At 73.6% G+C, this 22864-nt stretch carries 25 protein-coding genes; 14 read left to right on the top strand and 11 right to left on the bottom strand.

Annotated elements, in window-relative coordinates; genetic code table 11:
* Positions 1-341: 341 nt before the first annotated feature.
* Both ACWAT2_RS04735 and ACWAT2_RS04730 read right to left on the bottom strand, forming a co-directional pair.
* Positions 342-1343 (bottom strand): hypothetical protein, encoded by a 1002-nt coding sequence (locus ACWAT2_RS04735; protein WP_402373431.1) that lies wholly within the window; start codon positions 1341-1343, stop codon positions 342-344.
* A gap of 67 nt (positions 1344-1410) precedes the next feature.
* A complete protein-coding gene (locus tag ACWAT2_RS04730) occupies positions 1411-1965 on the bottom strand; it encodes a DinB family protein (protein ID WP_402373429.1) in 555 nt (184 codons plus the stop codon).
* Positions 1966-2017: 52 nt separating this feature from the next.
* Between ACWAT2_RS04730 and ACWAT2_RS04725 the strand changes: the two genes are divergently transcribed.
* Positions 2018-2623, top strand: a complete 606-nt coding sequence (locus tag ACWAT2_RS04725) for a TetR/AcrR family transcriptional regulator (RefSeq protein ID WP_402373426.1) — start codon at positions 2018-2020, stop codon at positions 2621-2623.
* A gap of 11 nt (positions 2624-2634) precedes the next feature.
* On the opposite strand, the gene ACWAT2_RS04720 is transcribed toward ACWAT2_RS04725, so the two are convergent.
* On the bottom strand, positions 2635-3522 hold the full coding sequence (locus tag ACWAT2_RS04720) for a sugar phosphate isomerase/epimerase family protein (protein ID WP_402373423.1): 888 nt from the start codon (positions 3520-3522) through the stop codon (positions 2635-2637).
* A 102-nt stretch (positions 3523-3624) separates the two neighbouring features.
* Here ACWAT2_RS04720 and ACWAT2_RS04715 point away from each other — a divergent pair, with 102 nt between their 5' ends.
* Entirely contained in the window at positions 3625-4266 is a 642-nt protein-coding gene (locus tag ACWAT2_RS04715) for an HAD family hydrolase (RefSeq protein WP_402373421.1), read from the top strand.
* A 7-nt stretch (positions 4267-4273) separates the two neighbouring features.
* Here ACWAT2_RS04715 and ACWAT2_RS04710 read toward each other — a convergent pair whose 3' ends face one another.
* Positions 4274-5038 (bottom strand): GAP family protein, encoded by a 765-nt coding sequence (locus ACWAT2_RS04710; protein WP_402373419.1) that lies wholly within the window; start codon positions 5036-5038, stop codon positions 4274-4276.
* Between the two features lie 137 nt (positions 5039-5175).
* On the opposite strand from ACWAT2_RS04710, the gene ACWAT2_RS04705 reads away from it, so the two are divergent.
* The 4 genes from ACWAT2_RS04705 to ACWAT2_RS04690 are packed head-to-tail and all read left to right on the top strand — an operon-like array spanning position 5176 to position 9129.
* A complete protein-coding gene (locus tag ACWAT2_RS04705) occupies positions 5176-6534 on the top strand; it encodes a sensor histidine kinase (RefSeq protein WP_402373416.1) in 1359 nt (452 codons plus the stop codon).
* Positions 6531-7223: a response regulator gene (locus ACWAT2_RS04700; protein ID WP_402373413.1), complete on the top strand. Its 693-nt coding sequence runs from the start codon at positions 6531-6533 to the stop codon at positions 7221-7223. The genes ACWAT2_RS04705 and ACWAT2_RS04700 overlap by 4 nt, the downstream gene beginning before the upstream one ends.
* Before the next feature lie 41 nt (positions 7224-7264).
* Complete coding sequence (locus ACWAT2_RS04695) at positions 7265-8260, top strand: phosphotransferase family protein (protein WP_402373410.1); 996 nt, start codon at positions 7265-7267, stop codon at positions 8258-8260.
* 50 nt (positions 8261-8310) lie between these two features.
* Positions 8311-9129, top strand: a complete 819-nt coding sequence (locus ACWAT2_RS04690; protein ID WP_402373407.1) for an SDR family NAD(P)-dependent oxidoreductase — start codon at positions 8311-8313, stop codon at positions 9127-9129.
* A 1-nt stretch (position 9130) separates the two neighbouring features.
* On the opposite strand, the gene ACWAT2_RS04685 is transcribed toward ACWAT2_RS04690, so the two are convergent.
* The 3 genes from ACWAT2_RS04685 to ACWAT2_RS04675 form a co-directional block, all read right to left on the bottom strand.
* Positions 9131-10006 carry a carbohydrate kinase family protein gene (locus ACWAT2_RS04685; protein WP_402373404.1) on the bottom strand — a complete coding sequence of 292 codons (876 nt, stop codon included), beginning with the start codon at positions 10004-10006 and terminating at the stop codon, positions 9131-9133.
* 2 nt (positions 10007-10008) lie between these two features.
* Positions 10009-12003: an NHL domain-containing thioredoxin family protein gene (locus tag ACWAT2_RS04680; RefSeq protein WP_402373402.1), complete on the bottom strand. Its 1995-nt coding sequence runs from the start codon at positions 12001-12003 to the stop codon at positions 10009-10011.
* Between the two features lie 898 nt (positions 12004-12901).
* Positions 12902-13243 carry a TetR family transcriptional regulator C-terminal domain-containing protein gene (locus tag ACWAT2_RS04675; RefSeq protein WP_402373400.1) on the bottom strand — a complete coding sequence of 114 codons (342 nt, stop codon included), beginning with the start codon at positions 13241-13243 and terminating at the stop codon, positions 12902-12904.
* 43 nt (positions 13244-13286) lie between these two features.
* Between ACWAT2_RS04675 and ACWAT2_RS04670 the strand changes: the two genes are divergently transcribed.
* From ACWAT2_RS04670 to ACWAT2_RS04655, 4 genes are all read left to right on the top strand, one after another.
* Positions 13287-13823, top strand: coding sequence for a DnaJ family domain-containing protein (locus tag ACWAT2_RS04670; RefSeq protein ID WP_402373398.1), 537 nt, complete (start codon positions 13287-13289; stop codon positions 13821-13823).
* 96 nt (positions 13824-13919) lie between these two features.
* Positions 13920-14333 carry a ChaB family protein gene (locus ACWAT2_RS04665; protein ID WP_402373396.1) on the top strand — a complete coding sequence of 138 codons (414 nt, stop codon included), beginning with the start codon at positions 13920-13922 and terminating at the stop codon, positions 14331-14333.
* A gap of 171 nt (positions 14334-14504) precedes the next feature.
* Positions 14505-15029 (top strand): potassium channel family protein, encoded by a 525-nt coding sequence (locus tag ACWAT2_RS04660; RefSeq protein WP_402373394.1) that lies wholly within the window; start codon positions 14505-14507, stop codon positions 15027-15029.
* Between the two features lie 102 nt (positions 15030-15131).
* Complete coding sequence (locus ACWAT2_RS04655) at positions 15132-15263, top strand: hypothetical protein (RefSeq protein ID WP_402373392.1); 132 nt, start codon at positions 15132-15134, stop codon at positions 15261-15263.
* 31 nt (positions 15264-15294) lie between these two features.
* On the opposite strand, the gene ACWAT2_RS04650 is transcribed toward ACWAT2_RS04655, so the two are convergent.
* Positions 15295-15516 carry a hypothetical protein gene (locus ACWAT2_RS04650; protein WP_402373389.1) on the bottom strand — a complete coding sequence of 74 codons (222 nt, stop codon included), beginning with the start codon at positions 15514-15516 and terminating at the stop codon, positions 15295-15297.
* Positions 15517-15595: 79 nt separating this feature from the next.
* Here ACWAT2_RS04650 and ACWAT2_RS04645 point away from each other — a divergent pair, with 79 nt between their 5' ends.
* Positions 15596-16438, top strand: coding sequence for an aldo/keto reductase (locus ACWAT2_RS04645; protein ID WP_402373387.1), 843 nt, complete (start codon positions 15596-15598; stop codon positions 16436-16438).
* Positions 16439-16532: 94 nt separating this feature from the next.
* Here ACWAT2_RS04645 and ACWAT2_RS04640 read toward each other — a convergent pair whose 3' ends face one another.
* Positions 16533-17366 carry an ABC transporter permease gene (locus ACWAT2_RS04640; protein WP_402373385.1) on the bottom strand — a complete coding sequence of 278 codons (834 nt, stop codon included), beginning with the start codon at positions 17364-17366 and terminating at the stop codon, positions 16533-16535.
* An 80-nt stretch (positions 17367-17446) separates the two neighbouring features.
* Complete coding sequence (locus tag ACWAT2_RS04635; RefSeq protein WP_402373382.1) at positions 17447-18445, bottom strand: ABC transporter ATP-binding protein; 999 nt, start codon at positions 18443-18445, stop codon at positions 17447-17449.
* A 92-nt stretch (positions 18446-18537) separates the two neighbouring features.
* Between ACWAT2_RS04635 and ACWAT2_RS04630 the strand changes: the two genes are divergently transcribed.
* The 3 genes from ACWAT2_RS04630 (at position 18538) to ACWAT2_RS04620 (ending at position 21163) form a co-directional block, all read left to right on the top strand.
* On the top strand, positions 18538-19290 hold the full coding sequence (locus ACWAT2_RS04630) for a TetR/AcrR family transcriptional regulator (RefSeq protein WP_402373380.1): 753 nt from the start codon (positions 18538-18540) through the stop codon (positions 19288-19290).
* Between the two features lie 98 nt (positions 19291-19388).
* Entirely contained in the window at positions 19389-20816 is a 1428-nt protein-coding gene (rox, locus tag ACWAT2_RS04625; protein WP_402373377.1) for a rifampin monooxygenase, read from the top strand.
* A gap of 59 nt (positions 20817-20875) precedes the next feature.
* Positions 20876-21163, top strand: coding sequence for an HPr family phosphocarrier protein (locus tag ACWAT2_RS04620; RefSeq protein ID WP_402373375.1), 288 nt, complete (start codon positions 20876-20878; stop codon positions 21161-21163).
* Here the strand turns inward: ACWAT2_RS04620 and ptsP are convergent.
* Positions 21144-22817, bottom strand: coding sequence for a phosphoenolpyruvate--protein phosphotransferase (ptsP, locus tag ACWAT2_RS04615; RefSeq protein ID WP_402373372.1), 1674 nt, complete (start codon positions 22815-22817; stop codon positions 21144-21146). The two genes, ACWAT2_RS04620 and ptsP, sit on opposite strands and share 20 nt — an antisense overlap.
* Positions 22818-22864: the final 47 nt, after the last annotated feature.

The following is a 22864-nucleotide window of genomic DNA, read 5'->3' as shown; positions in this document are numbered from 1 at the left end:
CAGTCACAGGTTCATCCACAGCGGGACGCCCGGAATCCCCACGCCGTCCACACCCCTGTGGACAAAATCTGTGGACGACACGCCCGCTCCGGCGCGCCGCCCGCATGCACGGCGGCGAGGTAGCGCCCAGGTTGTCGTCCGGCGGAACAGCGTGGTAACAGCGAGGACCCGCGAGATTCCGCGGATCCGGAACCTTCGGGCGGGCCGTCCCGATCGTCCGGCTCACGCCGCGGCGCGAGGGAGAAACCGGTGTTCACCAGCATCGGCGCTGGTACCGGTACCTGCTGTGGACTCTCCACACGCCTGTGGACAACATCGTCGTCATCCCCCGCAGGCTCCGGTCAGACCCAGGCGCGCGACGACGCGCGCTGGTCCTCGGACGTGCGCCGCTCGATCTCCGCCGTCGTCGCCAGGAACGCCCCGTCGTCGACCATCGCCCCGCCGACCTTCGCGTGCAGCAGGAGCGTGAGCCGGGCGATCATCGCCCGCATGCGCGAACGGGCGATCACGTGGACGCCCGAGGGCTGCTCGAGGCCCAGCTCGTAGGGGTCCTGCGGCACCCACACCATCCGGTAGGCGTGCGGGCCGTACTCGGTCGGGTCGAGGTCGACCAGGGCGCGCGGCACCCGGTCCACGCGCTCCGACTCCACCACGACCGTGCCGTCGTAAGGCGTGCGCGCCGCCAGGCGCACGGGCGCCGCCCCCGGGGCCGGCGGCGGCTCCTCGTCCGCCGTCGCGACGACCGAACGCAGCAGACCGAGCAGCTCGGAGGGCGGGAGCGGGTGCACCGCGTAGAGGGTGAGGTCCACGGCGCTCGTGGGGTCGGGGTGCAGGAGCTGGCGTCCGTCGGCGAGCAGCACCCCGCCGGTCTTGCGCGCCACCGCGACGCCCCACTGGACCAGCCGCAGCTCCTCGCCGTCGGGCAGGCCGGCCGCGAAGACCCGGGCGATGCCGTCCCGGTCCTCCGTGGTCGCCGGCCGGCCGACGCGTGCGTCGGGCGTGCCGTCGACGCGGCCGAGCGCGTAGACCGCGGCGCGCCCGGTCAGCCCTGCCTGGGGCGACTGCGACTCGCTCACCGCGAACGGCCCCGCGGCGCCGTGCTCGTCGCCGACGCCGAGGACGCCGGGACCGACCTGCGGCTCCGGTGCGGCGGCCATGCCCCGGAAGCGGGCGCCGCCCCTGGCGCGCGGGTCGACCTCGGCCCGCGGTTCCTTCAACCACCGCACCTCGGGGAACCAGGCGTCGGCGAGGGACCGGACGCGGTCGGGTCCCCACACCTCCGGCACCACGAGCAGGTGGTTCGTGGCGTGCTCAGGCGGGACGAGCGTCTGCGTGTACGACATGACGCGCAAGGTACTCCTCCCCGTCGCTCCCCATCAGCCCCGTCTGTGGCGAGCAGGTGACGGCGGGTCAGGCGCGCACGTCGTGGAGGTGGTGCGCCACGTCGTGCAGGAAGTACCGGCCGAAGGTCCGCACGGTGAAGGTGGACCCGTTGGAGCGCCGTCCGACCCGCTCGAGCTGGTCGGCGCGCACGGCGTCGAACCGGTCCGCCACCGCGTCGCCGGCGGCGGCGAGCTCGGTGGCGACGGTGCCGGGATCGGCCTGCGCGTAGCCTCCGGCGAGCGCCGCCGCGTCCTGGTCCCAGTCCGGGAACCCCGCGCCGTCGGTCTCCAGGATGAGCGCGAGCCGCCCGTCGAAGACCCGGAAGACGTCGCGCACGTGGGCTGCGTACTCCAGCGGCGACCAGACCCCCGGGGCGGGCCGACGGCGGACGTCGGGCCGGGCGAGCACGGCCTGCCACGCCGGCACGGCCGACCGGACGGCGTCGCCGACGGCGAGGGGGTCGACGACGAGGGGGTCGAAGCCGCACTCGTCGCACCGTCGCTCGACGACCCACGTCCAGTCCTTGGTGTCGGGCACGATGCCGTCGTCCTGCGGTTCCTGGCCAGCGGTGTCATCAGTCACAACGGCGAGGATAGCGACACGCGTCCTGACACCGCTTGCCTATGATGTCAGCATGCCCAAGATCATCGGGAAGAGTCTGCACGAGCACCGGCAGATGACTCGGCACAAGCTGTTCACGGCGTTGTCCACGCTCATGGCGGAGCGCGGGTTCGACACGATCACGCTGGCCGACATCGCGACCGCCGCCGGGGTGGGGCGCACCGCGGTCTACAACCACTTCTCCGACAAGGAGGCGCTGCTCCTCGGGTTCATCACGCACGAGACCGAGCAGTACGCCCTGACGCTCGAGCGGGCGCTGGCCGAGGTCCGCGACCCCGTCGAACAGCTGCGCACCTACATCCGCCAGCAGGCCCAGCTCGCGCGGGTCTTCCACCTGGCCCCCGGCCCCGACCTGCGCACCGTGCTGTCCCGGTCGACCCAGGCGAGGCTGCGCGAGCACGCCGAGATCGTGGAGTCGATCCTCAAGCGGATCCTGCACGAGGGCATCGACGTCGGGTCGTTCCCGCGCCAGGACATCGAGCCGACGGTCCAGCTCGTCAACGCCTGCCTGTCGGGTCGGCTCATCCCCGAGGAGCCCGCAGCCCGGGAACGCGCCATCAGCGCGGCGGAGACGTTCGTGCTCCGCGCCGTGGGAGCCCGGCCGGCCCTGGCCGCCTGACCGGCAGCCCCTCAGACGCTCGACGTACCGGGATGCTCCGGCTCCCACGCGTCCGTCGGCCGGTGGCGGTGCTCCGGCGGCGGCGGCGTGTACGGCACGGGCTCGGGCGCGAGGTACGAACGCGCGAACTCCAGACCCGCCACGAGGTCGGTGTGCCGCTCGTGGGCGTCGTACGCCTTGCGGGTCGAGATCTCCAGGACGACGTCGCCGTCGAACCCGGAGTGGGCCAGCTCGGTGAGCACCTTGTCGCAGTGCATGTCGCCGCGGCCCGGCACCAGGTGCTCGTCGCGCGCGTTGAAGGTGCCGTCCGCCAGGTGCACGTGCCGCAGCCGGTCGCCGAACTCCCGCAGCAGGTCGAGGCCGTCCTGCTGCGCGACCGCGGCGTGCGAGAGGTCGAGCGTCACGGCGTCGTAGCCGTGCTCCATCGGGTCCCAGCCCGGCAGGTACGCCTTGAGCTCCCGGTCGAGCCGGGAGTGCGGGCGCCACGGGTACATGTTCTCCACCGCGACGGTCACCGGGCCGCCCGCGTTGAGCTCGCGCACCTGCTCCTCGAAGCTGCGCGCGTAGCGGTACTGCCAGCGGAACGGCGGGTGAACGACGACGGTCCGCGCACCCAGCTCGCCGGCCATGTCGACCGCGCGAGCGAGCTTGTCCGCCGGGGACCGCCCCCAGACCCGCTGGCTGACGAGGAGCGTCGGGGCGTGGATGGAGCGGATCGGCATGCCGGTGTCGGCCGCGAGCTTCGACAGCGCATTCGGGTCCTGCGTCGCCGGGTCGGACCAGACCATGACCTCCACACCGTCGAAGCCGATCTCGGCCGCCGACTCGAAGGCGAAGGCCGCACGGCGCGGATAGACCGACGCTGTCGAGAGCGTCACAGGAATCGCCGGATGGGTCATGCCACTCACCTTAATCCGGGGGTCTGGACGTCTTCTGAACACGCTACCGCCGTACCCCGGCGAACACGCAACCCGGCAGCCTCTGACGCTACGCTCGGGCCCATGGTGCGCGCGGTGGTCTTCGACGTCGGTGAGACCCTCGTCGACGAGACCCGCATCTTCTCCCGCTGGGCCGAGCGGCTCGGCATCCCCGCCGGCACGTTCCTCGGCCTGATCGGTGCCTGCGCCGCCACGGACCGGCCTCTGCAGGACGCGTTCCAGATCGCGCGGCCGGGCATCGACCTGGCCGCGGAGATCGCCCGGTGGGCCGTCGACGATCCCGACGACCTGCGAGAGAACTTCGACGCCGACGACCTGTACGACGACGTCCGCCCCGGGCTGGCCGCGCTGCGCGACGCCGGGTTCGCCGTCGTCGTCGCCGGGAACCAGCCGCCCCAGGCGCGGGCCGCGCTCGAGGCCATGAACCTGCCCGTGGACAGCATCCGCACCTCCGACGAGTGGGGCGTCCAGAAGCCCGACCCCCGGTTCTTCGCCGCGGTGGCGGACCTCACCGGGGTGCCGCCGTCGGGCATCGCCTACGTGGGCGACCGCCTCGACAACGACGTGCTGCCGGCGGCCGACGCCGGGATGCGGCCCGTGCTGATCCGCCGCGGCCCGTGGGGATACCTGCACGCGGCGCGGCCCGAGGCGAGCCAGGTCGACGTCGTCGGCTCGCTGCTCGAGCTGCCGGACCTCCTCGCCTGACGGCGGCTCACGCCCAGCCGAGGCGCCCGACGGCGTCGAGGGCCAGCAGCACACCGACGATGCCCAGCACCCAGCCGGTCATCTCGGCGGCGTTCTTGGACAACCACCGCTCCAGGCGGCGCAGCAGCGGGTCGATCCAGCGCGACGCGACGAGGCGGCCGCTGAGCAGGAGCAGCGCCGGCAGCACCATCACCACGCAGTACAGGGCCAGGACGCCCAGCGTCACGGGCGTCGCGAGGTCCGACGCCGTCAGGAGGCCGATCGCCGCCAGGTACGGCAGCATCGTGGCCACCTCGATCGTGACGGCACCGAGCGCCAGCCCCATCAGGGGCAGCACCGGGGAGGCGGCGGCGGGGTCGAGGCCGAGGGCGCGCTCGCGCCACCGCGTCAGACGGCCCGGCCGGCCGCCGTTCGCCTCGGCCCGGCGCGCGGGCCGCTTGCCGTCGAACCGGAAGCTGAGCGCCAGCAGCCCGACGCCCAGCACGAGCTGGACCAGCAGCGCCGGCCGCGACTCCAGCGCCTCGCCGTACCGTTCGAGCAGGGCGTCCGCACCGAGCAGCACCGCGACGCCGATCAGCAGGTAGGCGGCGGCGACCGTGCCGAGGTAGGCGAGCACGCGCCCGGCCCGCACCCGGCCCGGGGCCAGGAGCAGCCAGACCGGGATAAGGAGGGTGCCGAAGCTGGTCGAGTCGACGAGCGCGAGCACGGCGAGCACGCCAGCCATCGCGACGAGCCCGCCCTCGGTCCCGACGAGATCCACAGGGAGGTTCATGCCCCGAGCATCGCCCGGGGCCCGGGCCGGTGGCGTCCGCCGGACGGATGATCCTCGCGGCGGCCCCGGTACGCGCAGCGCGCGGCGTACATCGTTCCACCGATCCGCGGCGCGGCGCGCTGTGCTGGGATGGGACCGTGAGCACCGAGTCCCCGCCCGCCGCGACCGTGCAGCCGCACCGCCTGCGCGGCCTGCACCGGGCGTGGAGCGGCGAGAACCTGCTCGCGGACGTGGTCGGCGCCGTCGCGGCCTTCGCCCTCGGCCTGGTGCTCCTGGCGGTCGGCCTGGTGGACCTCGTGCCGCCGGTCGGTCCGCTGGCCTCGGTCGAGCCGGAACCGTGGTGGCGCGTCGCGCTGCTCGCCGTCGGCTGCCTGGTGCTCCTCGCCAAGCGCACGCGCCCCCTGCTCGCGCTCGCCGCGGGCCTCGCCGTCGTCGCCGTCGACCTCGTGTGGGGCGGCAGCCTCTCGATCCTGGTCGTGGTGCTGTGGGAGCTGCTGTACGAGGCCGTGCTGCGGACCGGCCGGACGGCACGCACCGTGCTGTGGACGGCCGCGGCGGTGCTCACCCTCGCCGTCGCGGTCGCGGCCGGGGAGGCCAGCCGGGACCTGCAGTACTTCGTGTTCGCCGGCCTGCAGATCGGCGCGGTCGTCGTCATGCCGATGTGGTGGGCGGACAACGTGCGGCAGAAGTCCGAGCTCGCCGACCTCGAGCGCGCCCGGGCCGACGAGGCCGCCCGCGCCGCCGAGCTGGAGCGCGAGCGCGCCGCCGACGTCGCCCGCATCGCCGTCCTCGACCGGCACGAGGCCGTCCAGGCGGAGCGCGCGGCCATGGCCCGCGACCTGCACGACGTCATCGCCTCGCACCTGTCCTCGATCGCGATCCACTCCGGTGCGGCGCTCGCCCTGTCGCCGGACGCGGCGCGCGACCGCAGCGCGCTGGAGCAGGTGCGCGAGAGCTCGGTCGCCTCGCTCACCGAGATGCGGTCCATGATCGAGCTGCTCCGCGCCGACCTCCCGCCGGAACCCGTCGCCGCGCCGGGGAGGCTCGACGGCCTGGGCGAGCTGGTGCGGTCCGCACGCTCCGCCGGCGACGACGTCACGGTCGACGACCCGCAGCAGGTCTCGGAGCGGGTCGTCCCGGCCGTCGTCGGGCAGGCATTGCACCGGATCGCTCAGGAGGCGCTGACCAACGCCCGCAAGCACGCCCCCGGCCGGCCCGTGACGATCCGGCTCGACGGCGGTGCGGCGGGGACGGTGACCCTGCGAGTCCGCAACCCCCTCCCCCCGCTGTGGGTGCACGACGCGCCGTCGGATCACGCGACACAGCGGCGTGTCGTGCACCCACAGCGGCGGGAGGTGCCGCTCAGCGCGGGCACCGGGATGATCACCATGCGCGAGCGCGCCGAAGGTCTCGGCGGTACGTTCACGGCGGGGCCGACGGCGGACCACGCCTGGCAGGTCGAGGCCAGCCTGCCCGTCGGCAAGGAGGTCGCATGACGGTGCCGACGGACCGACCGGTCCGGGTGCTGGTCGCGGACGACCACGCCGCCATCCGTGCGGGCCTGCGACTGCTGCTGGATGCCGCCGACGACGTCGAGGTGGTCGCGGAGGCCGCCGACGGCGACGCCGCGATCGCCAACGCACGGGCGCTGCGCCCCGACGTCGTGCTGATGGACCTGCGGATGCCCGGCACGGACGGGATCGGAGCGACACGGACGATCACCGCCGAAGGGCTGGCGGAAGTGCTCGTGCTCACCACGTTCGACCTCGACGAGTACGTCCACGGCGCGCTCGACGCCGGCGCCGCAGGGTTCCTGCTCAAGTCGGCCGAGCCCGCCGACCTGCTCCGCGCCGTGCGGCGGGTGGCGGCCGGGGACGGCGTGCTCGCCCCCGAGGTGACCCGGCGGGTGCTGGCCCGGCTCGCCGGCACCCCCACGACGCCGTCGGACGCCGCGGCACCCGAGCCCGTGGCTCGCGAGGCCGACCCGCGGCTGGACGGTCTGACCCCGCGGGAGGTGGACGTGCTGGCCGCGCTCGGCCGCGGGCTGTCCAACCAGGACATCTCCGCCGAGCTGGTGATCTCCGAGGCCACCACCAAGACCCACGTGTCCCGGGTGCTCGCCAAGCTGCAGGTGCCTTCGCGGATGCAGGCGGCCGTGGTGGCCCGGCGGAGCGGCCTGGCCTGAGGGGCCTGTCCGCCGCGTCGGCGCGGGGCTAGGCTCGGCGCGTGCTGACCAAGACCGCCGTCACGGACGACCAGGTCGCGGCGGTCCTGGCTCCGGTCGGGACCGTCCAGGACGTCGAGCCACTGGTGGGCGGGTTGTTCGCCACCGTGCTCCGTGTGGGTCTCGCGGACGGCCGGCACGTGGTCGTCAAGGTGACCGGCGCGGACACCACCCGGCTGCTGCGGTACGAGCACGGCGTCTCGGGCACGGAGGCCGCCGTCTACCGCATCGCCCACCGTGCCGGCCTGCCCGTTCCGGCGGTGCTGCACGTGGATGGTAGCCAGGAGCACGTCGCCGGCGACGTGCTCGTCACCGAGTACCTGCCCGGCGTGCTCTGGGACGGCCTGGACCTCGATCCCTCCGCCTCGCGCCGCGTGCGGCGTGCGCTGGGCACGGTCATGGCCCGCCTGCACCGGATCACCGGCGACCGCTTCGGCTATCCCGCGCCGTCGTCCGGGCTCAGCCGGGCGACGTGGCCCGAGGCGTTCAGCGCGATGATCGAGGCCGTCCTCGCCGACGCCGCACGCTGGGACGTGCCGCTGCCGCACGCCCGCCTGCGTGCCGCCGTCGCCGGCCACCGGCACGTCCTGGCCGCCGTCACCACGCCCCGGCTGGTGCACGCCGACCTGTGGCCCGGCAACGTCCTGCTCGACCCGGCCGACCACCGCCTCACCGCGTTCCTCGACGCCGAGCGCGCCATGTGGGGCGACCCGGTGTTCGAGCTGGTGGGTGCCGACCAGCTCGGCGTGGGCGCCGTCGACCCCGCCCTGCTCGCCGGGTACCGGGACGCGGGCGGGGACCTCGGCCTCGGTGACGGGACGCCCGGTGCGGGCGACCCCGCCGCGTGGACGCGGCTGCGGTTGTACCGGGCCTACTTCGCGTGCCTGCTCGTGGTCGAGATCGTGCCGCGCGCCTACGCCGGCGACTGGGTCGAGGGGTACGCGGCGACCGCCCGCGGCAACCTCGAGCGCATGCTCGACGAGCTGGCGGCGCCCTGACCCGCCCGCCGACCGACCGCACGCCGACCGACCTCACGACGGGAGAACACATGCCGCGGACCATCGTCCTCACCGGAGCCAGCGACGGGGTCGGCGCGGCCGCCGCCCGCCGGCTGGTCCGCGACGGCCACCACGTGGTGCTCGTCGGCCGCTCGGCGGCCAAGACCGAGGCGGTCGCCGCCGAGCTGGACGCCCCCTTCTTCCTGGCCGACTTCGCCGAGCTGGCCCAGGTGCGCCGGCTCGCCGCCGACCTGCTCGCCGCACACCCGCGGATCGACGTGCTCGCCAACAACGCCGGCGGCATCATGGGCGAGCGCGAGCTCACCGTCGACCGGTACGAGAAGACCTTCCAGGTCAACCACCTGGCGCCGTTCCTGCTGACCGAGCTGCTGCTGCCCGCCCTGGTCGCCGGGCGCGCCACCGTGATCCAGACGGCCAGCCGGGCCGCGCAGCTGTTCAGCCGGTTCGACGTCGACGACCTCCAGAACGCCCACCGCTACGCCGCGCACCGGGCGTACGGCAACGCCAAGCTGGCCAACATCCTGTTCACGCAGGAGCTGCAGCGCCGGTACGGTGGCCAGGGTCTCAGCGCGGTCGCGTTCCACCCCGGCGTGGTGGGCACGAGCTTCGCCGGGGAGACGAACCACGTGCTGCGGCACCTCTACCGCGGCCCGCTCCGGCGGCTGTTCACCGTCAGCCCCGACAAGGGCGCCGACCAGCTCGTCCGGTTCGCCGAGGGCACCCCGGGCACGACGTTTCAGCCGGGCGCCTACTACGAGGGCCACCGGATCGCGGCAGGGATCAGCCGGGAGGCCACGGACCCCCGGGTCGCCCACGAGCTCTGGGAGCGGTCGGCCGCGCTGGTGTGAGTCAGCGGGCCGCCGGAGCCAGCTCGGGGCTCCGGACCACGCGCGCGGCGTGCTCTGCGCCCGCCCGCATCGCCGCATCCACCCCGGCACCGCCGAGGTGGGCGTCGAGGAACCCCGCGAAGAACCCGTCCCCGGCGCCGTTGGTGTCCACGACCTGGTCGACCCGCACCGCGGGGACGTCGACGAACCCCGCGTCCGTCAGGGCCGTGGCACCCCCTGCCCCGTGGGTGCAGACCACGAGGCGGGCACCGGCGTCGTGCCGGGACCGCAGGAAGTCGCGGTAGCCGGGCATCCGGTCGGAGCTGAGGAACACGTGCGTCCCGGCGTCGACCCAGGGCTGGTGGAACGCCGAGGCGCCGTCGTAGTCGTGCAGGTCGACCCACACGTCGGCGCCCCGCGCCGTTGCGGCCTCCAGCACGGGGCGGGCCGTGACGGCGAGGTCGACGACGACGGCGCGGGCGGCGTCGACGGCACGCCCGAGCGCTGCTGCCTCAGCCGCGGCCTCCGCGCCGTGGTCCTGCTCCGGCGCGTCGGGTGCCTGGAGGTAGATCGACACGCGTCCGCCGTCGGGGTCCAGCAGGTTGAGGTGCCGCTCCGTGCGGCCGTCCGGGGCGTCGGTCGCGACGAGGTCCACGCCCGCGGACTCGAGCCGCCGGCGCACGCGCGCACCCTCGGCTTCCGTGCCGAGCACCGTGCGGAGCTGGACGCTGCGGCCGAGCCACCGCAGGTTGAGCGCCTTCCCGGCCGACGTCCCGCCCACCGTGGCGTGGTGGCCGCGGGCGAACACGGTGTGCGGGCGCGGGTCCGGCAGCCGGTCGAGGTGGACGAGCTGGTTCCACGACGCCGGCCCGGCGACGAGGATCTCGGCGGGCTCCACGGCTATGCGCCCCGCAGCGGGAGCGAGAGCGTGGTGCCACCGTCGGGCGTGACGCGGACCGGCACGCCCCAGTCCTGCTGGGCGAGGTGGCAGGCCGGGAAGACGTCCGGGTCGGGCTCGCCGTCCGGCCCGAGCGGCACCTCGTCGCACGAGGCGGCCTTGGCGGTCACGTGCAGGACGCCCTCGGGTACCTCGGGGTTGATGCGCAGGGCGCGGGCGAGGTCGGTGCCGTCGCCGGCGCCGTCGAGCAGCAGCTCGGGCGGTGTCGCACTGACGCGGAGCTCGGTGGACGGACCGAACCGGTCGTCGAGCTTCTGCCCTGGTGCCGGCACGAACGGCACCTCCAGGCGCAGCACGCCCGGGGCGACGCCGGTGGCCGCGCGGGCGACCCGGTGGGCTCCGCCGTCGAGCACCTCGCCGGCAAGGTCCGCGGGCAGCGCGACCCGGGTGAGCCGGTGCGCGGCGGACTCGACCACCAGCAGGTGCACCGTGCCGCCGTCGGCGTCCGGCTGCACGACGACGTCGCTCGGCTCGGCGAGGCCGGTCGCCAGGGTGGTCACCTCCCCGGAGGCCGGGTCGTACCGGCGCAGCGCGCCGTTGTACGTGTCGGCGACGACGGCGCTCCCGTCGGGCAGCGTGGCCACCCCGAGGGGGTGCTGCAGCAGCGCCTCGGCGGCCGGTCCGTCGCGGTGGCCGAAGTCGAAGAGCCCCTGCCCGACCGCGGTCCGCACCTCGACCCCGTCCGCACCGGTCGGCGCGACGTGGCGCAGGGCGGAGGTCTCGGCGTCGGCGAGCCAGAACCCGCCGTCGGGCGCGCCGTCGGCGTCGAGTGACGGCGCGAGGCCCGACGGCTGGGCGAACCAGGCGTCGGCACCGGGACCGTCCTCGAGGCCCTCGTTCATGGTGCCGGCGAGCAGCCGGAGGGAGGAGTCCTCCGGGTCGAGCGCCCAGAGGGTGTGGTTTCCCGCCATCGCGACCACGAACGCGGCCAGCGGCTCGGACCAGGCGACGTCCCAGGGTGAGGAGAGGTTGACCTGGGTGGCCGGGAGCCGGTCGTCGGGGTGGTGCGGGCGTCGCTGACCGCCGGGCGGCGCGACGTTCTCCTGCCCGCCGATCATGTACTGCCGACCGGTCCCGGCGACCGTGTACACCTGGCCGGTGGCGAGATGTACACCACGCAGGGCGTGGTTCACGGTGTCCGCGACCAGCACGTCGTAGCCGAGCCGCTCGCGCAGACCGGTCGGCACCAGGCACAGGCCGTTCGGCTCGCTGAACCGGGCGGTGTGGGTGCCGTCCGGGCCGGGGCCGCCGTCGGTGCACCCGCGCTCGCCGGAGCCGATGCGCCGGACCAGCGTCTCGCCGTCGGGCGCCAGCTCCGCGAGGGAGTGGTGGCCCGCGTCGGCCACGAGCAGGTTGCCGCCCGGCAGCTCCACCGCCTTGGCCGGGAAGCGCAGCGTGCTGGGCTCCGGCGTCGGCGGGACGTACGGGCCGTCGCCGCGGTGGAGCGTGCCCTTGGCCTCGTGCTCCGCGACCAGCTCGTCCACGATGGCCGCGACGGCCGAGGCGTGCCCCTCCCCCGCCATCTGGGCCACCACGTAGCCCTCGGGGTCGACGACCACCAGCGTGGGCCAGGCGCGCGCCGCGTAGGCGTCCCAGGTAGTCAGCTCCGGGTCGTCGAGGACGGGGTGGCGCACGTCGTAACGCTCGACGGCGGCGGCCAGGGCGTCCGGGTCGGCCTCGTGCGCGAACTTCGGGGAGTGCACGCCGATGATGACGAGCTCGTCGCGGCGGGACTCCTCGAGCTCGCGGAGCTCGTCCAGGACGTGCAGGCAGTTCAAGCAGCAGAAGGTCCAGAAATCTATGACGACGACCTTGCCGCGCAGGTCCGCGAGGCTGACGTCGCGGCCGCCCGTGTTCAACCAGCCGCGGCCGACCAGCTCGGAGGCGCGGACGCGGGGCAGGCGGGGCGAGGAAGTCACCAGGCCATTCTGCGGCATCGCGTGGATGTGGCCGACACCGAGAGAAAGCCTCGACGAGCGTTGCAGCGCTCCCGAGGGCACGGCCGAGACGGGGCCCCCGGCTTGAAGGACTTGAGGCTTCGGTGGTGCTCCGACTTCGGCTGAGAGTTCGATCTCGTAGTGCTTGTGGCAGGCCACGCAACGGGGCGGTAGCCCTCGGGGTTGATGCTGAAGCCCTGTACCGCTATGGGGCAGCTCTAAACCACTGCACTGCCAGCCAGTCGAGGACGAAGTAACCCCCGGTCACGACTGCTGCAGCGAGCACGAGCATCACCACGAAGGTCACGAGCGGGCTCATCCTGCGTCGCCTACTGGGCATCGCATGCATCCTTTTCAGTCCTCGGGAGGGGCTACGTAGAGACCGCGGATCGACGCCGCGGCGCCAACGTCACCGGCGAGGGTGCGCAGGTTGCCGCACGGGCCTTCGGGGTCGTGTTCAATCCACTCATCTGGTGGCGTCCTCTCGGGTTCAGAAGTGCTGAAACGGCGCTGTCAACCGGCCGGCCGAGGGCTGGGGCATTTCATCGCATTCTGCGTTCTTCTAGCAACTCAGGAGAGTGCGGAACGCAAGCACCGATGTCGGCGGCGCCAGGCGGGGGCGTCTGGAAGCGGGCGAGGATGGCGGCGGCGGCCGTGCGGGTAAGGCGGCTTTCGACCTGGGCAGGGTGGACAACCTGGCCCGTGCTGCCAGTGGCGACGTCGCCGTCGGCGCGGCCGGCTACGGCGAAGTTGTCGGCGACGGTGATGAGTTCGGCGGCCTCGCGGAGCGATGCGAGGTCGGCGCCGTCCAGGTCGGGGCGGACCTCGAGGACCTCGGCGACGGCGTCGGAAGGGGCGGTCCTCCATCGGGCGGAGTGCCTCGTGCGGGCGCGCGAGGTCAGGATGCCGCGGCGAAGAGGCGGTCCAGATGCTGATCGATGGCAGCCAGTGCGGCGCGGGGCTCGATCACCTCCAGCTCGAGCAGCGGGGTGAACCTTGTCAGCGCAAGGAGGAGATCTGTCTCGATGTCCGGGTCGCGGTCCGGTGTGATCTGCCCCTGAGCGATCGCCTGGCGGACGAGGCGTTCGACCAGGGCGCGACCGTCCCGTAGCCCGAGGCCCGCCTGCTTGCGCAGTGCGGGGTCGTGCAGGGCCTCCAGGACGTACGCGGCACTCATGCGGCTCGACGCGTGCGCCTCGGGACCCAGGGGAAGCATCTCGGCGAGAACCAGCCGCAGCACGTCCCTGGGGTGCGGAGGCTGGTCGAGCGCGGCCAGTCGCCGCGTGACCCGGTCGACGATGGCCGACCCGCACCCACCCGCCGCGTGCTTCAACCCGTCCGCGGTCGCCATCGACGACGAGGTGGCGATCGCGCTGCTGGCCGACATGCATGTTCGCAAGGCGATCGAACGAGGCGAGTTCGACGACCTGCCCGGCAGCGGCAAGCCGCTCGACCTGCCTGATCGCCATGACCCCGACTGGTGGCTGAAGAACCTCGTGGTTCGCGAGAAGATCGTGCTGCTGCCGGCCACCATCCAGCTGCGCAAGGAGGATGCCGCGCTCGACGAACGTCTCGACCAGCTGTGGAGCGAGGCCGACGTGCGTCACGAGATCGAGGAGTTCAACAAACGAGTGCTCCGTGGCCGATATCAGCCGCCCACCGGGCCGCCCCTGGTCACGATGCCGCGGGACGTCGAAGCGACGGTAGGTGCATGGGCGGAGCGCCGGGCGGCGCGAGCCGCGGAGGCGCGAGCGGAGGCACGTGCGGAGGCTCCTGAGGAGGGTCGCCCTCGGCGTCGACTCCTACGACGGCGTCAGTAGCTGCTGCCACCGCACGGAGCCTCGGCCTCGACGAACCGCGCTGCGAGCGCCCGCCCGCTGACGCACCGTAGGGATCGAGAAGAAGGAGGTGCCGCCATGCCGAAGACCACCCGACGGGGCGACGCCCGACAGAGCGAGCTCCCCTCGACCCTCCAGCGCTCCGACGACAAGGCGCAGCGCACGTTCGCCAAGGCGTACGACTCCGCGATGGACGAGTACGACGACGAGGAACGGGCGTACCGCGTCGCCTACGCCGCGCTGAAGCACACGCACGAGAAGGTCGGCGACCGCTGGCAGCCCAAGGAGGAGGCGGGCCCCTCCGACCCGCAGGCCGAGGGCGGGGTGGGCACGTCCCGCTCCACGGCCGGCGGCGTCGACGCGAACGCCTCGAAGGAGCACCTGTACGAGATCGCCCAGGAGCTCGACGTCCCGGGACGCTCGACGATGGACAAGGACGAGCTCGTCGAGGCGAACGACCGCGAGAGCCGCCGGGCCCGCGAGGACGGCTAGGCCCTGCCCTGCCCCGCGCTCCGGCGTGCCAGCACCCGCCGGCCCGCCTAGCGTCCGAGGGTGAGCTGGTTGCTGACGGGACTGGGCGCCGCGCTCGTCCTGATCGTGATGTGGGACGTGTTCCACACGCTGTGGCACCCCCAGGGCTAAGGACGCCTCAGCAAGGCGCTCATGCACGGCGTCTGGATGGCGTCGCGCCATCTCGGGGACCTCGGCCGCCGCCTCAGCGGCGCGGCAGCCATGGTGGCGGCGATCGGCGGCTGGGGCGTGCTGATGGTGCTCGGCTGGGCACTGATCTTCGGGCCGTGGATGCCCGACGGCTTCCTCTACGCCCCCGGCGCGGACCCCGCGACGCGCAGCACCGTGGTGGACGCGCTCTACCTCTCGCTCGTCTCCGTGACGACCATGGGGTTCGGCGACATCACGCCGCTGACGCCGTGGCTGCGGATCGCCACGCCGATCGAGGGGCTCCTGGGTTTCGCCCTGCTCACCGCCGCCGTCTCCTGGGTGCTGCAGGTCTACCCGGCGCTGACCCGGCGGCGCGTGCTCGCCCTACGGCTCATGACCTTGCACCGCAGCGGCGCCGTGGAGGCCGTGCCCTCGATGGAGACCACCACCGCCGCTCTCCTGCTGGGTGTGGCGCAGCAGGTCGAGCAGGTGCACGTCGACCTGATCCAGTACTCCGAGACCTACTAATTCCGCGACCAGGACCCGTCGACGTCGCTCGCCGACACGATCGTCCACGCCCAGGCGCTGACGGACGCGGCCAACGGTTCGGAGCACCGGGACGTCCGCCGGTTGGGCACCGTCCTCGAGGACGCCCTCGACGAGTTCGCCCGCGTGCTCGACGACCAGTTCCTGCGCGTCGGCGGCGGGACGGAACGCATCGTGGACGCCTTCCGCGCGGACCACGGCGTCGACGCGGCCTGAGCGGAGCACCGGGCGCCCGCTGGTGGGGCGGTCAGAGCGCCTCGACGGCACCGACCACGCGGACGCGCACCGGCACGCCGTCGACGTCGGGCGGCACGTCCTTGCGGGCGCTGAGGCTCCGCACGTTGACCTGCAGCACCCAGTCATGGTCGTCGCCGCGCTGCGCGAGGCCGACCCCGCACACGCCGTCGACCTGACCGAGCTTCTCGCGCAGTGCGCTCTTGGCCGTCCGCGCCTCGTCCCTCGTGACCATCGGACACCTCCTGGTGCACCTCCATTGTGCACCAGTTCGGCGGGTCGCATCCGGTCCGGGGTGTGGGCAGGATGGGCGGATGAGCAACGAGCCGGTCCCGTCCCTCCCCCTCAACAACGGCGTGCAGATCCCGCAGCTCGGTTTCGGGGTGTTCAAGGTGCCGCCGGAGCAGACCCGCGACGCGGTCTCCACCGCCCTGGAGATCGGCTACCGGCACATCGACACGGCGCAGATGTACCGCAACGAGCGCGGCGTCGGCGAGGCGCTGGCAGCCTCCGGCCTGGACCGCGCGGACTACTTCGTCACCAGCAAGCTCAACAACGCGTTCCACGCGCACGACGACGCCCTGGCGGCCTTCGACCGGACGCTCGCGGAGCTGCAGCTCGAGCACGTCGACCTGTTCCTGATCCACTGGCCGCTGCCGGCGGTCGACAGGTACGTGGAGGCGTGGGGGGCGTTGGAGGAGATCTATCGCTCGGGCCGGGCTCGCGCGATCGGGGTGTCCAACTTCGAGCCGCACCACCTGCGCCGGCTGATGGACGACACCACCGTGGTACCGGCCGTCAACCAGGTCGAGGTGCACCCGTGGCTGGGCAACGAGGACGTCCGCGCGGTGGACTCCGAGCACGGCATCGTGACGGAGGCCTGGTCGCCGCTGGGCCGGGGGCGGGTGCTGGAGGATCCGACGATCGCGCGTATCGCGGAGAACCTGGGCCGGACGCCGGCCCAGGTGGTGCTGCGCTGGCACATCGAGCGCGGCGACGTCGTCTTCCCCAAGTCGGTGACGCCGGCGCGGGTCGAGGAGAACTTCCGGCTGTTCGACTTCGAGCTGTCCCAGGCCGACATGGCGGACATCACCGCCCTCGACCGGGGCGAGCGCGTCGGCTCGCACCCGGACGAGATGAACAACACCGGCCGCTGAGCGTTGTGGGCGCGAAATCTGGGAGCCAGACCGGGGCATATGGCCCATATCAGGCCAGATTTCGCGCCCACAACACAGCTCGGGGAGGGGTCGGTCAGGTGGCGTGGCGGGTGGTGCGGATGCCGACGAGCAGGCCGCCCGCGCACGTGACCACGGCGGCGACCAGACCCCACAGCACCACGGCGTCGCCGAGCTCCCCGGCGAACAGTGCGCGCTCCGCGTCGACGATGTAGGTCAGCGGGTTGAAGCGGGCCGCGACCTGCATCCACCCCGGGCCCGCCTCGAGCGGCAGCATCATGCCCGACAGGATGAGCAGCGGGAAGATCAGCGCCTGCTGCACGCCCCAGAACAGCCACTCGCGGTTCTTGGCGGCCAGCCCCAGCGCGTAGGACAGCGCCCCGACGCCGACGCCGAAGATCCCCAGCAGCACCAGCGCGGCCACGGCGTGCAGCGGGTTGAACCGGAAGCCGAACGGCAGGCACAGCACCGCGATCAGGAGCCCCTGGACCACCAGCGGGGCGAACTCCTTGAGCGCGCGCCCCACCAGGATGGCGGAGCGGTCGAGCGGCGTGGCCAGCACCCGCTCGTAGGACCCGGTCATCAGCTCGTACAGCAGGTTGGACCCGGTCATCGACGTCCCGAACAGCGAGATCATGACGATCACGCCGGGGACGAACCACTGCAGGGTGTCCGCCGTGGACAACCCCGTGCCGCCGAACGTCCCGGTCAGCAGCGGGGCGAACAGCCCGAGGAACACCAGCGGCTGCAGCAGGGAGAAGATGAGCGTGAACGGGTCGCGCAGCATCAGCAGGATCTCGCGGACGAACACCGCGCGGGTGTCCGCCACGAACTTGCCCGGTCCGGTGCGCACCACGATGCGCGGTTCCTCGTGCGCGACGGCGCCGGTCGTCTCGGTCTGTGCGCTCACACCTTCCTGCATGACCGCTGCGGTGCCTCGCTCCGGAGGCACCTCGTTCCTCGGCGCTCCTGCGCGGGGGCTCCTCGCGCTCATGCTGCCGCCTCCTCTCGCAGGCTCCGGCCGGTCAGGTTGAGGAACACGTCGTCGAGGCTCGCCTGCCGCGCGGTCGCCGACGTCGTGGTCAGGCCCGCGACCCGTAGCGCCTCGATCGCCTCGGGCAGGCGGTCCGCCCCGTGCGAGGTGGCCACCTGGACGCGCAGGCCGTCGTCCCCGGCCGGGGTGCCGCCGTCGGCCACCGTGAGCGTGCCGGGGTGGACGGCGTCCGGCCCGACGGCGGGGGCGAGCGCGGAGCGGACGGCCTCGGCCGAGCCGCCGCGCACGGTGAGGGTGAGGAGGTCGTCGGCGTGCTCGCGCTTGAGCGCCTCGGGCGGGGCGTCGGCGATGATCTCGCCGTGGTCGATGACGACGACGCGCTCGGCCATGTCGTCCGCCTCGTCGAGGTAGTGGGTGGTCAGCACGACGGTCATGCCGTACCGCTCGCGCATGGCGACGATGTGCTCCCACAGGTTGGCGCGCGCGTGCGGGTCGAGCCCGGTGCTCGGCTCGTCGAGGAACAGCAGCGGCGGGTGGTTCATCAGGCCGAGCGCCACGTCGAGGCGTCGCCGCTGGCCGCCGGAGAGCGACTGGACGGTGCGTTTCTCGAGCCCGCCCAGCTCGAGCGCCTCGACGAGCTCGCCGGCCCGGCGCTTGTACTCGGCCGGAGCCAGGCCGTAGAAGCGCCCCTGGTTGTGCAGCTCGTCGCGCACCTGGTAGCTGAAGCCGCCGCCGTTGCCCTGGCCGATGAAGCCCAGGCGGGCTCGCACCTGCGCGGGGTGGGTGCCGACGTCGTACCCGGCCACCGACGCGGTGCCCGCGGTGGGTTCCAGCAGCGACGTGAGCATGCGCAGCGTCGTGGACTTGCCGGCCCCGTTGGGCCCGAGGAAGGCGACGAGCTCGCCCTCCGCGACGTCGATGTCGACTCCCTTGACTGCCTCGACCGTGCCCTTGCCTCGCGTGAAGGTCTTCGTGAGACCTCTCGCTCGGATCATTCGCGACCCGCCTCTCGTACGTTGTACCGAAATGATGGAGCGGATTGAGCATACGCTGTACGAGAATGACGCGGAACCCCCGGAGAGGACCCATGACGAGCAGCACGCCGACCCCCGACACCACTGACGCCGCGCGTCGGCTCGCGCTGCTGTGGGACCCTCCTCAGCCGTCGACCCAGGGGCGCAAGGCCCGCCTCACGCTCGACGACGTCGTCGAGGCCGGGACCGTCGTCGTCCAGGACGCCGGGCTCGACGGACTCTCCATGCGCAAGGTGGCCGCGCACCTCGGCGTCGGCGCCATGACGCTCTACACCTACGTGCCGGGCCGCACCGAGCTCATCGACCTCATGGTCGACCGCGCCTTCGCCGAGCTCGACCTGCCCGGCGCCGACCTGCCGTGGCGCACCGCCCTGACCCGGTACGCGCGCGAGCACCGTGACCTCTACCTGCGCCGCCCGTGGATCCTGCAGACCAACATGTGGCGGCTGCCCCTGGCGCCGCACGTCCTCGACGCCGAGGAGGCCGGGCTGCGCGTCCTCGCCGGTACCGGCCTGGGGCCCGCACGGGTGGTCGAGCTCATCGGCCTCGTCGACACCTACGTGCGCGGGATCGCGCGGGCCACCGTCGCCGAACGCGCCGAGGGCAGCAGCTCCGGCCTGAGCAACGACGACTACTTCGACACGATGTCCGGCTTCTGGACCACCTGGTTCGACCCCGAGCGCTACCCGACCATGACGCGCATCTGGGAGGCCGGCGGCTTCGACGCGGGCCACGCGTCGTTCGACGCGACGCTCGACCGCCTGCTCGACGGCATCGAGCTCGCGATCGACCGCGCGGCGGCCTGACGCGTTCCTGCCATCTTCAGGATATGGCCCACCCCCGGTCTTGCCGCAAGGCCCCCCTGAGGTCTGACGATGGTCGCCTCGACGAACAGGGGGACCACATGATCGACGTCATCGTCGTCGGCGGCGGACCGACCGGCATGATGCTGGCGAGCGAGCTACGCCTGCACGAGGCCCGGGTGACCGTCCTCGAGAAGAACACGGAGCCCACCCCGCAGGTGCGAGCGCTCGGGCTGCACGCGCGGAGCATCGAGATCCTCGACCAGCGCGGGCTGCTCGACCGATTCCTGGCCCACGGGCGACAGTTCCCCGGCGCCGGGCACTTCGCCGGGATCGACAAACCGTGGCCCACTTCCCTCGACACGGCGCACGGCTACGTCCTCGGCATCCCCCAGCCGCTCACCGACCGGCTCCTGACCGAACGGGCCATCGAGCTCGGCGCCGAGATCCGCCGCGGCTGCGAGGTGGTCGGCCTGGCGCAGGACGACGACGGCGTCACGGTGGACCTGGCCGACGGGAACCAGGTGCGAGCCCGCTACCTGGTCGGTTGCGACGGAGGACGGAGCACGGTGCGCCGGCTCCTCGGCGTCGCCTTCCCGGGAGAGCCGCCCACCACCGAGTGGCTGACGGGCGAGATGGAGGTGACCGCGCCGGCGGAGGAGGTGGCCGCGGTCGTCGCCGAGGTCCGCGAGACCCAGCGCGGGTTCGGCGTCGGGCCGTCCGGCGACGCGCTGCACCGCGTCGTCGTGCCCGCCGCCGACGTCGCCGAGGACCGTACCGCTCCCCCGACGCTCGACGAGGTCCGCCGGCAGCTGCGGGCCGTCGCCGGCACCGACTTCGGCGTGCACAGCCCGCGCTGGCTCTCCCGGTTCGGCGACGCCACGCGACTGGCCGAGCGCTACCGCAGCGGACGCGTGCTTCTCGCCGGCGACGCGGCGCACGTACATCCGCCCTTGGGCGGGCAGGGCCTCAACCTCGGCATCCAGGACGCGTTCAACCTCGGCTGGAAGCTCGCCGCCACCCTCGACGGCTGGGCTCCCGACGGCCTGCTGGACAGCTATCACGCCGAGAGACACCCGGTCGCGGCCGACGTGCTCACCAACACCCGGGCACAGTCCACCCTGCTCTCCACCGAAGCAGGGCCCCAGGCCGTCCGTCGCCTGCTCACCGAGCTGATGGACTTCGAGGAGGTGAGCCGGCACCTGATCGAGAAGATCACTGCCCTCGGAGTCCGCTACGACCTCGGCGACGGGCCCGCCCGCCTCGGCACCCGCCAACGCGACGTTCGCCTCGAGGGCGGGCGTCTCTACGAGCACATGCACGACGGACGCGGGCTGCTGCTCGACCAGACGGGCGTGCTGACCGCCGACGGCTGGTCGGACCGGGTCGAGCTCGTCGTCGGCACCAGCGACGAGCTCGACGAGCCCGCCGTCCTTCTCCGCCCGGACGGGCACATCGCCTGGGCCGGGTCCGACCAGCACGACCTCGCCGGGGCGCTGGCGAGGTGGTTCGGCGCGCCCACTCCGTAGGAAGGCTGCGCGGCAGCCCCCGTGCCACGCCGAGCCGCCGGTTCGGGCAGGATGGGCGGATGGAACGCCACGCCGTGGTCGCGATCCCCGAGGGACTGCACGCCCGCCCCGCCGCGCAGTTCGCCCGGCTCGCCGCCGCCCAGCCCGTGCCCGTGCGCATCGCCCGCGCCGACGGCGCACCCGTCGACGCAGCGAGCATCCTCGCGATCATGACGCTCGGGGCCGACGCCGGCACCGACGTCACGCTGCGGGTCGATGTGCCCGACGGCGCCGCTCAGGCGGACGTGGAGGTCGCGCGCACCGCGCTCGACGCCCTCGAGAAGTTCCTCACAGACCCAGGTCGGTGAGCACCGGGCGGATCGCGTCGCGCACGGCGTTGCGGGCCGCGACCGGGTCGTGCTCCGCCAGGGCCACCCGGGCCAGCTCACGGCACTCGTCGAGCGTCACCTCGGCGAGCACCGCGGCGACGTCCGCGAGCGCCCGCGGGGTCATGGACAGCGACCGCACGCCCAGGCCGACGAGCACCGGGGCCAGCGTGGCGTCCGCAGCGGCCTCCCCGCACACCCCCACGGGCCGGCCGTGGGCGGCGGCCCCCTCGCACGAGAGCCGGACCAGCTCCAGCACGGCGGGCTGCCACGGCGTCGAGAGCGCCGCGAGCTCGCCCAGCATGCGGTCCGCGGCCAGCGTGTACTGGATGAGGTCGTTGGTGCCCAGGCTCCCGAACGCTGCGCGGGCGAAGATGTCGGCGGAGCGCAGCGCCGCGGCCGGCACCTCGATCATCACGCCCGCGGTGTCCAGGCCGTGCCGTGCGCAGGCCGCCACGAACTCGGCCGTCTCGGTGGCCGTGGCGACCATGGGCGCCATCACCCACACCTCGGCGTTCTCGGCCTCGGCGGCGGTGGCGATCGCCTGGAGCTGACGGTCCAGCACGCCGGGACGGGCCGCCGCCGTCCGCAGTCCTCGCACACCGAGCGCAGGGTTGGGTTCGCCGTCGGACGTGACGAAGGGCAGCGGTTTGTCCGCGCCCGCGTCGAGCGTTCGCACGACGACCTTGCGGTGCGGGAACGCCGAGAGGACGCGGCGGTAGGCGGCGACCTGCTCGTCGACCGAGGGTTCCGAGCTGCGGCCCAGGAAGCAGAACTCGGTGCGGAACAGTCCGACGCCCTCGGCCGCGGCCTCGATCGCGGCCTGCGCCCCGGCCGGGTCTGCCACGTTCGCCATCAGCTCCACGCGGGTGCCGTCGGCGGTACGCCCGCGGCCGCCGAAGGCTCGCCGGGTTGCCTCGCGCTGCTGCGCGGCGGCCACCGTGTCCGGCGCGGGGTCGAGGACGACGACGCCGGCGCCCCCGTCCAGCAGCACCGTCTCGCCGTCGCTGATCTTCGCCGCGCCACGGACCGCCACCACGGCCGGGATGCCGAGCGCGCGGGCGAGGATCGCGGTGTGCGACGTCGGTCCGCCGCCGCTCGTGACGACGCCGAGGACGACGGCGGGGTCGAGCGTCGCGGTGTCCGCGGGTGCGAGGTCGTCGGCCACCAGGACGAACGGGTGGCCGGGCCGCGGGACGCCGGGCGGCCGCACCCCGATGAGCTCCGCCACGATCCGGTCGCGGACGTCGCGCACGTCGCGGGCGCGCTCGGACAGCGGCGGACCGAGCTTCTCGAGCTGCTTGACCAGCGCTCGGGCGGCGTCCCAGACCGCGCGCTCCGGGGTGAGGTGGTCGGCCCGGACGAGTCGTTCGGCGTCGGCGGCCAGCGTCGGGTCCGCCGCGATCGCCGCCGTGACGGACAGCAGGTCGGCGGCCGTCCCGGTGACCTGGCCCGCGCGGTCGGTGAGGTCGTCGCGCACGGCGGCCGCGGCCGCGGTGAGGTGCTCGACGGCGGCCTCGACGTCGTCGCTCGCCAGGCGGGTCGTCCGGGGCTCGGGCACCGGGTCGGGCATGGTGACGGCAGGGCCCGCGGCGCGGCCGGGGCTGACCGGTGCACCGGTGAGAGTCGTGCTCATCGACATTGACCTCCGTACGCCCCGGGTGGCGTCGTCCGACGCGCAAG

The sequence above is a fragment of the Isoptericola sp. GX10416 genome, assembly GCF_056590155.1.
This window is presented reverse-complemented; position numbering and strand designations above follow the sequence as displayed.

What these genes read in the sequence shown, in the direction of transcription:
- ACWAT2_RS04735 (WP_402373431.1), bottom strand. Translation starts at nt 1,343, where the DNA reads ATGTCGTACACGCAGACGCTCGTCCCGCCTGAGCACGCCACGAACCAC.
- ACWAT2_RS04725 (WP_402373426.1), top strand. Translation starts at nt 2,018, where the DNA reads ATGCCCAAGATCATCGGGAAGAGTCTGCACGAGCACCGGCAGATGACT.
- ACWAT2_RS04720 (WP_402373423.1), bottom strand. Translation starts at nt 3,522, where the DNA reads ATGACCCATCCGGCGATTCCTGTGACGCTCTCGACAGCGTCGGTCTAT.
- ACWAT2_RS04715 (WP_402373421.1), top strand. Translation starts at nt 3,625, where the DNA reads ATGGTGCGCGCGGTGGTCTTCGACGTCGGTGAGACCCTCGTCGACGAG.
- ACWAT2_RS04710 (WP_402373419.1), bottom strand. Translation starts at nt 5,038, where the DNA reads ATGAACCTCCCTGTGGATCTCGTCGGGACCGAGGGCGGGCTCGTCGCG.
- ACWAT2_RS04700 (WP_402373413.1), top strand. Translation starts at nt 6,531, where the DNA reads ATGACGGTGCCGACGGACCGACCGGTCCGGGTGCTGGTCGCGGACGAC.
- ACWAT2_RS04690 (WP_402373407.1), top strand. Translation starts at nt 8,311, where the DNA reads ATGCCGCGGACCATCGTCCTCACCGGAGCCAGCGACGGGGTCGGCGCG.
- ACWAT2_RS04680 (WP_402373402.1), bottom strand. Translation starts at nt 12,003, where the DNA reads ATGCCGCAGAATGGCCTGGTGACTTCCTCGCCCCGCCTGCCCCGCGTC.
- ACWAT2_RS04665 (WP_402373396.1), top strand. Translation starts at nt 13,920, where the DNA reads ATGCCGAAGACCACCCGACGGGGCGACGCCCGACAGAGCGAGCTCCCC.
- ACWAT2_RS04660 (WP_402373394.1), top strand. Translation starts at nt 14,505, where the DNA reads ATGCACGGCGTCTGGATGGCGTCGCGCCATCTCGGGGACCTCGGCCGC.
- ACWAT2_RS04650 (WP_402373389.1), bottom strand. Translation starts at nt 15,516, where the DNA reads ATGGTCACGAGGGACGAGGCGCGGACGGCCAAGAGCGCACTGCGCGAG.
- ACWAT2_RS04645 (WP_402373387.1), top strand. Translation starts at nt 15,596, where the DNA reads ATGAGCAACGAGCCGGTCCCGTCCCTCCCCCTCAACAACGGCGTGCAG.
- ACWAT2_RS04635 (WP_402373382.1), bottom strand. Translation starts at nt 18,445, where the DNA reads ATGATCCGAGCGAGAGGTCTCACGAAGACCTTCACGCGAGGCAAGGGC.
- ACWAT2_RS04630 (WP_402373380.1), top strand. Translation starts at nt 18,538, where the DNA reads ATGACGAGCAGCACGCCGACCCCCGACACCACTGACGCCGCGCGTCGG.
- rox (WP_402373377.1), top strand. Translation starts at nt 19,389, where the DNA reads ATGATCGACGTCATCGTCGTCGGCGGCGGACCGACCGGCATGATGCTG.
- ACWAT2_RS04620 (WP_402373375.1), top strand. Translation starts at nt 20,876, where the DNA reads ATGGAACGCCACGCCGTGGTCGCGATCCCCGAGGGACTGCACGCCCGC.
- ptsP (WP_402373372.1), bottom strand. Translation starts at nt 22,817, where the DNA reads ATGAGCACGACTCTCACCGGTGCACCGGTCAGCCCCGGCCGCGCCGCG.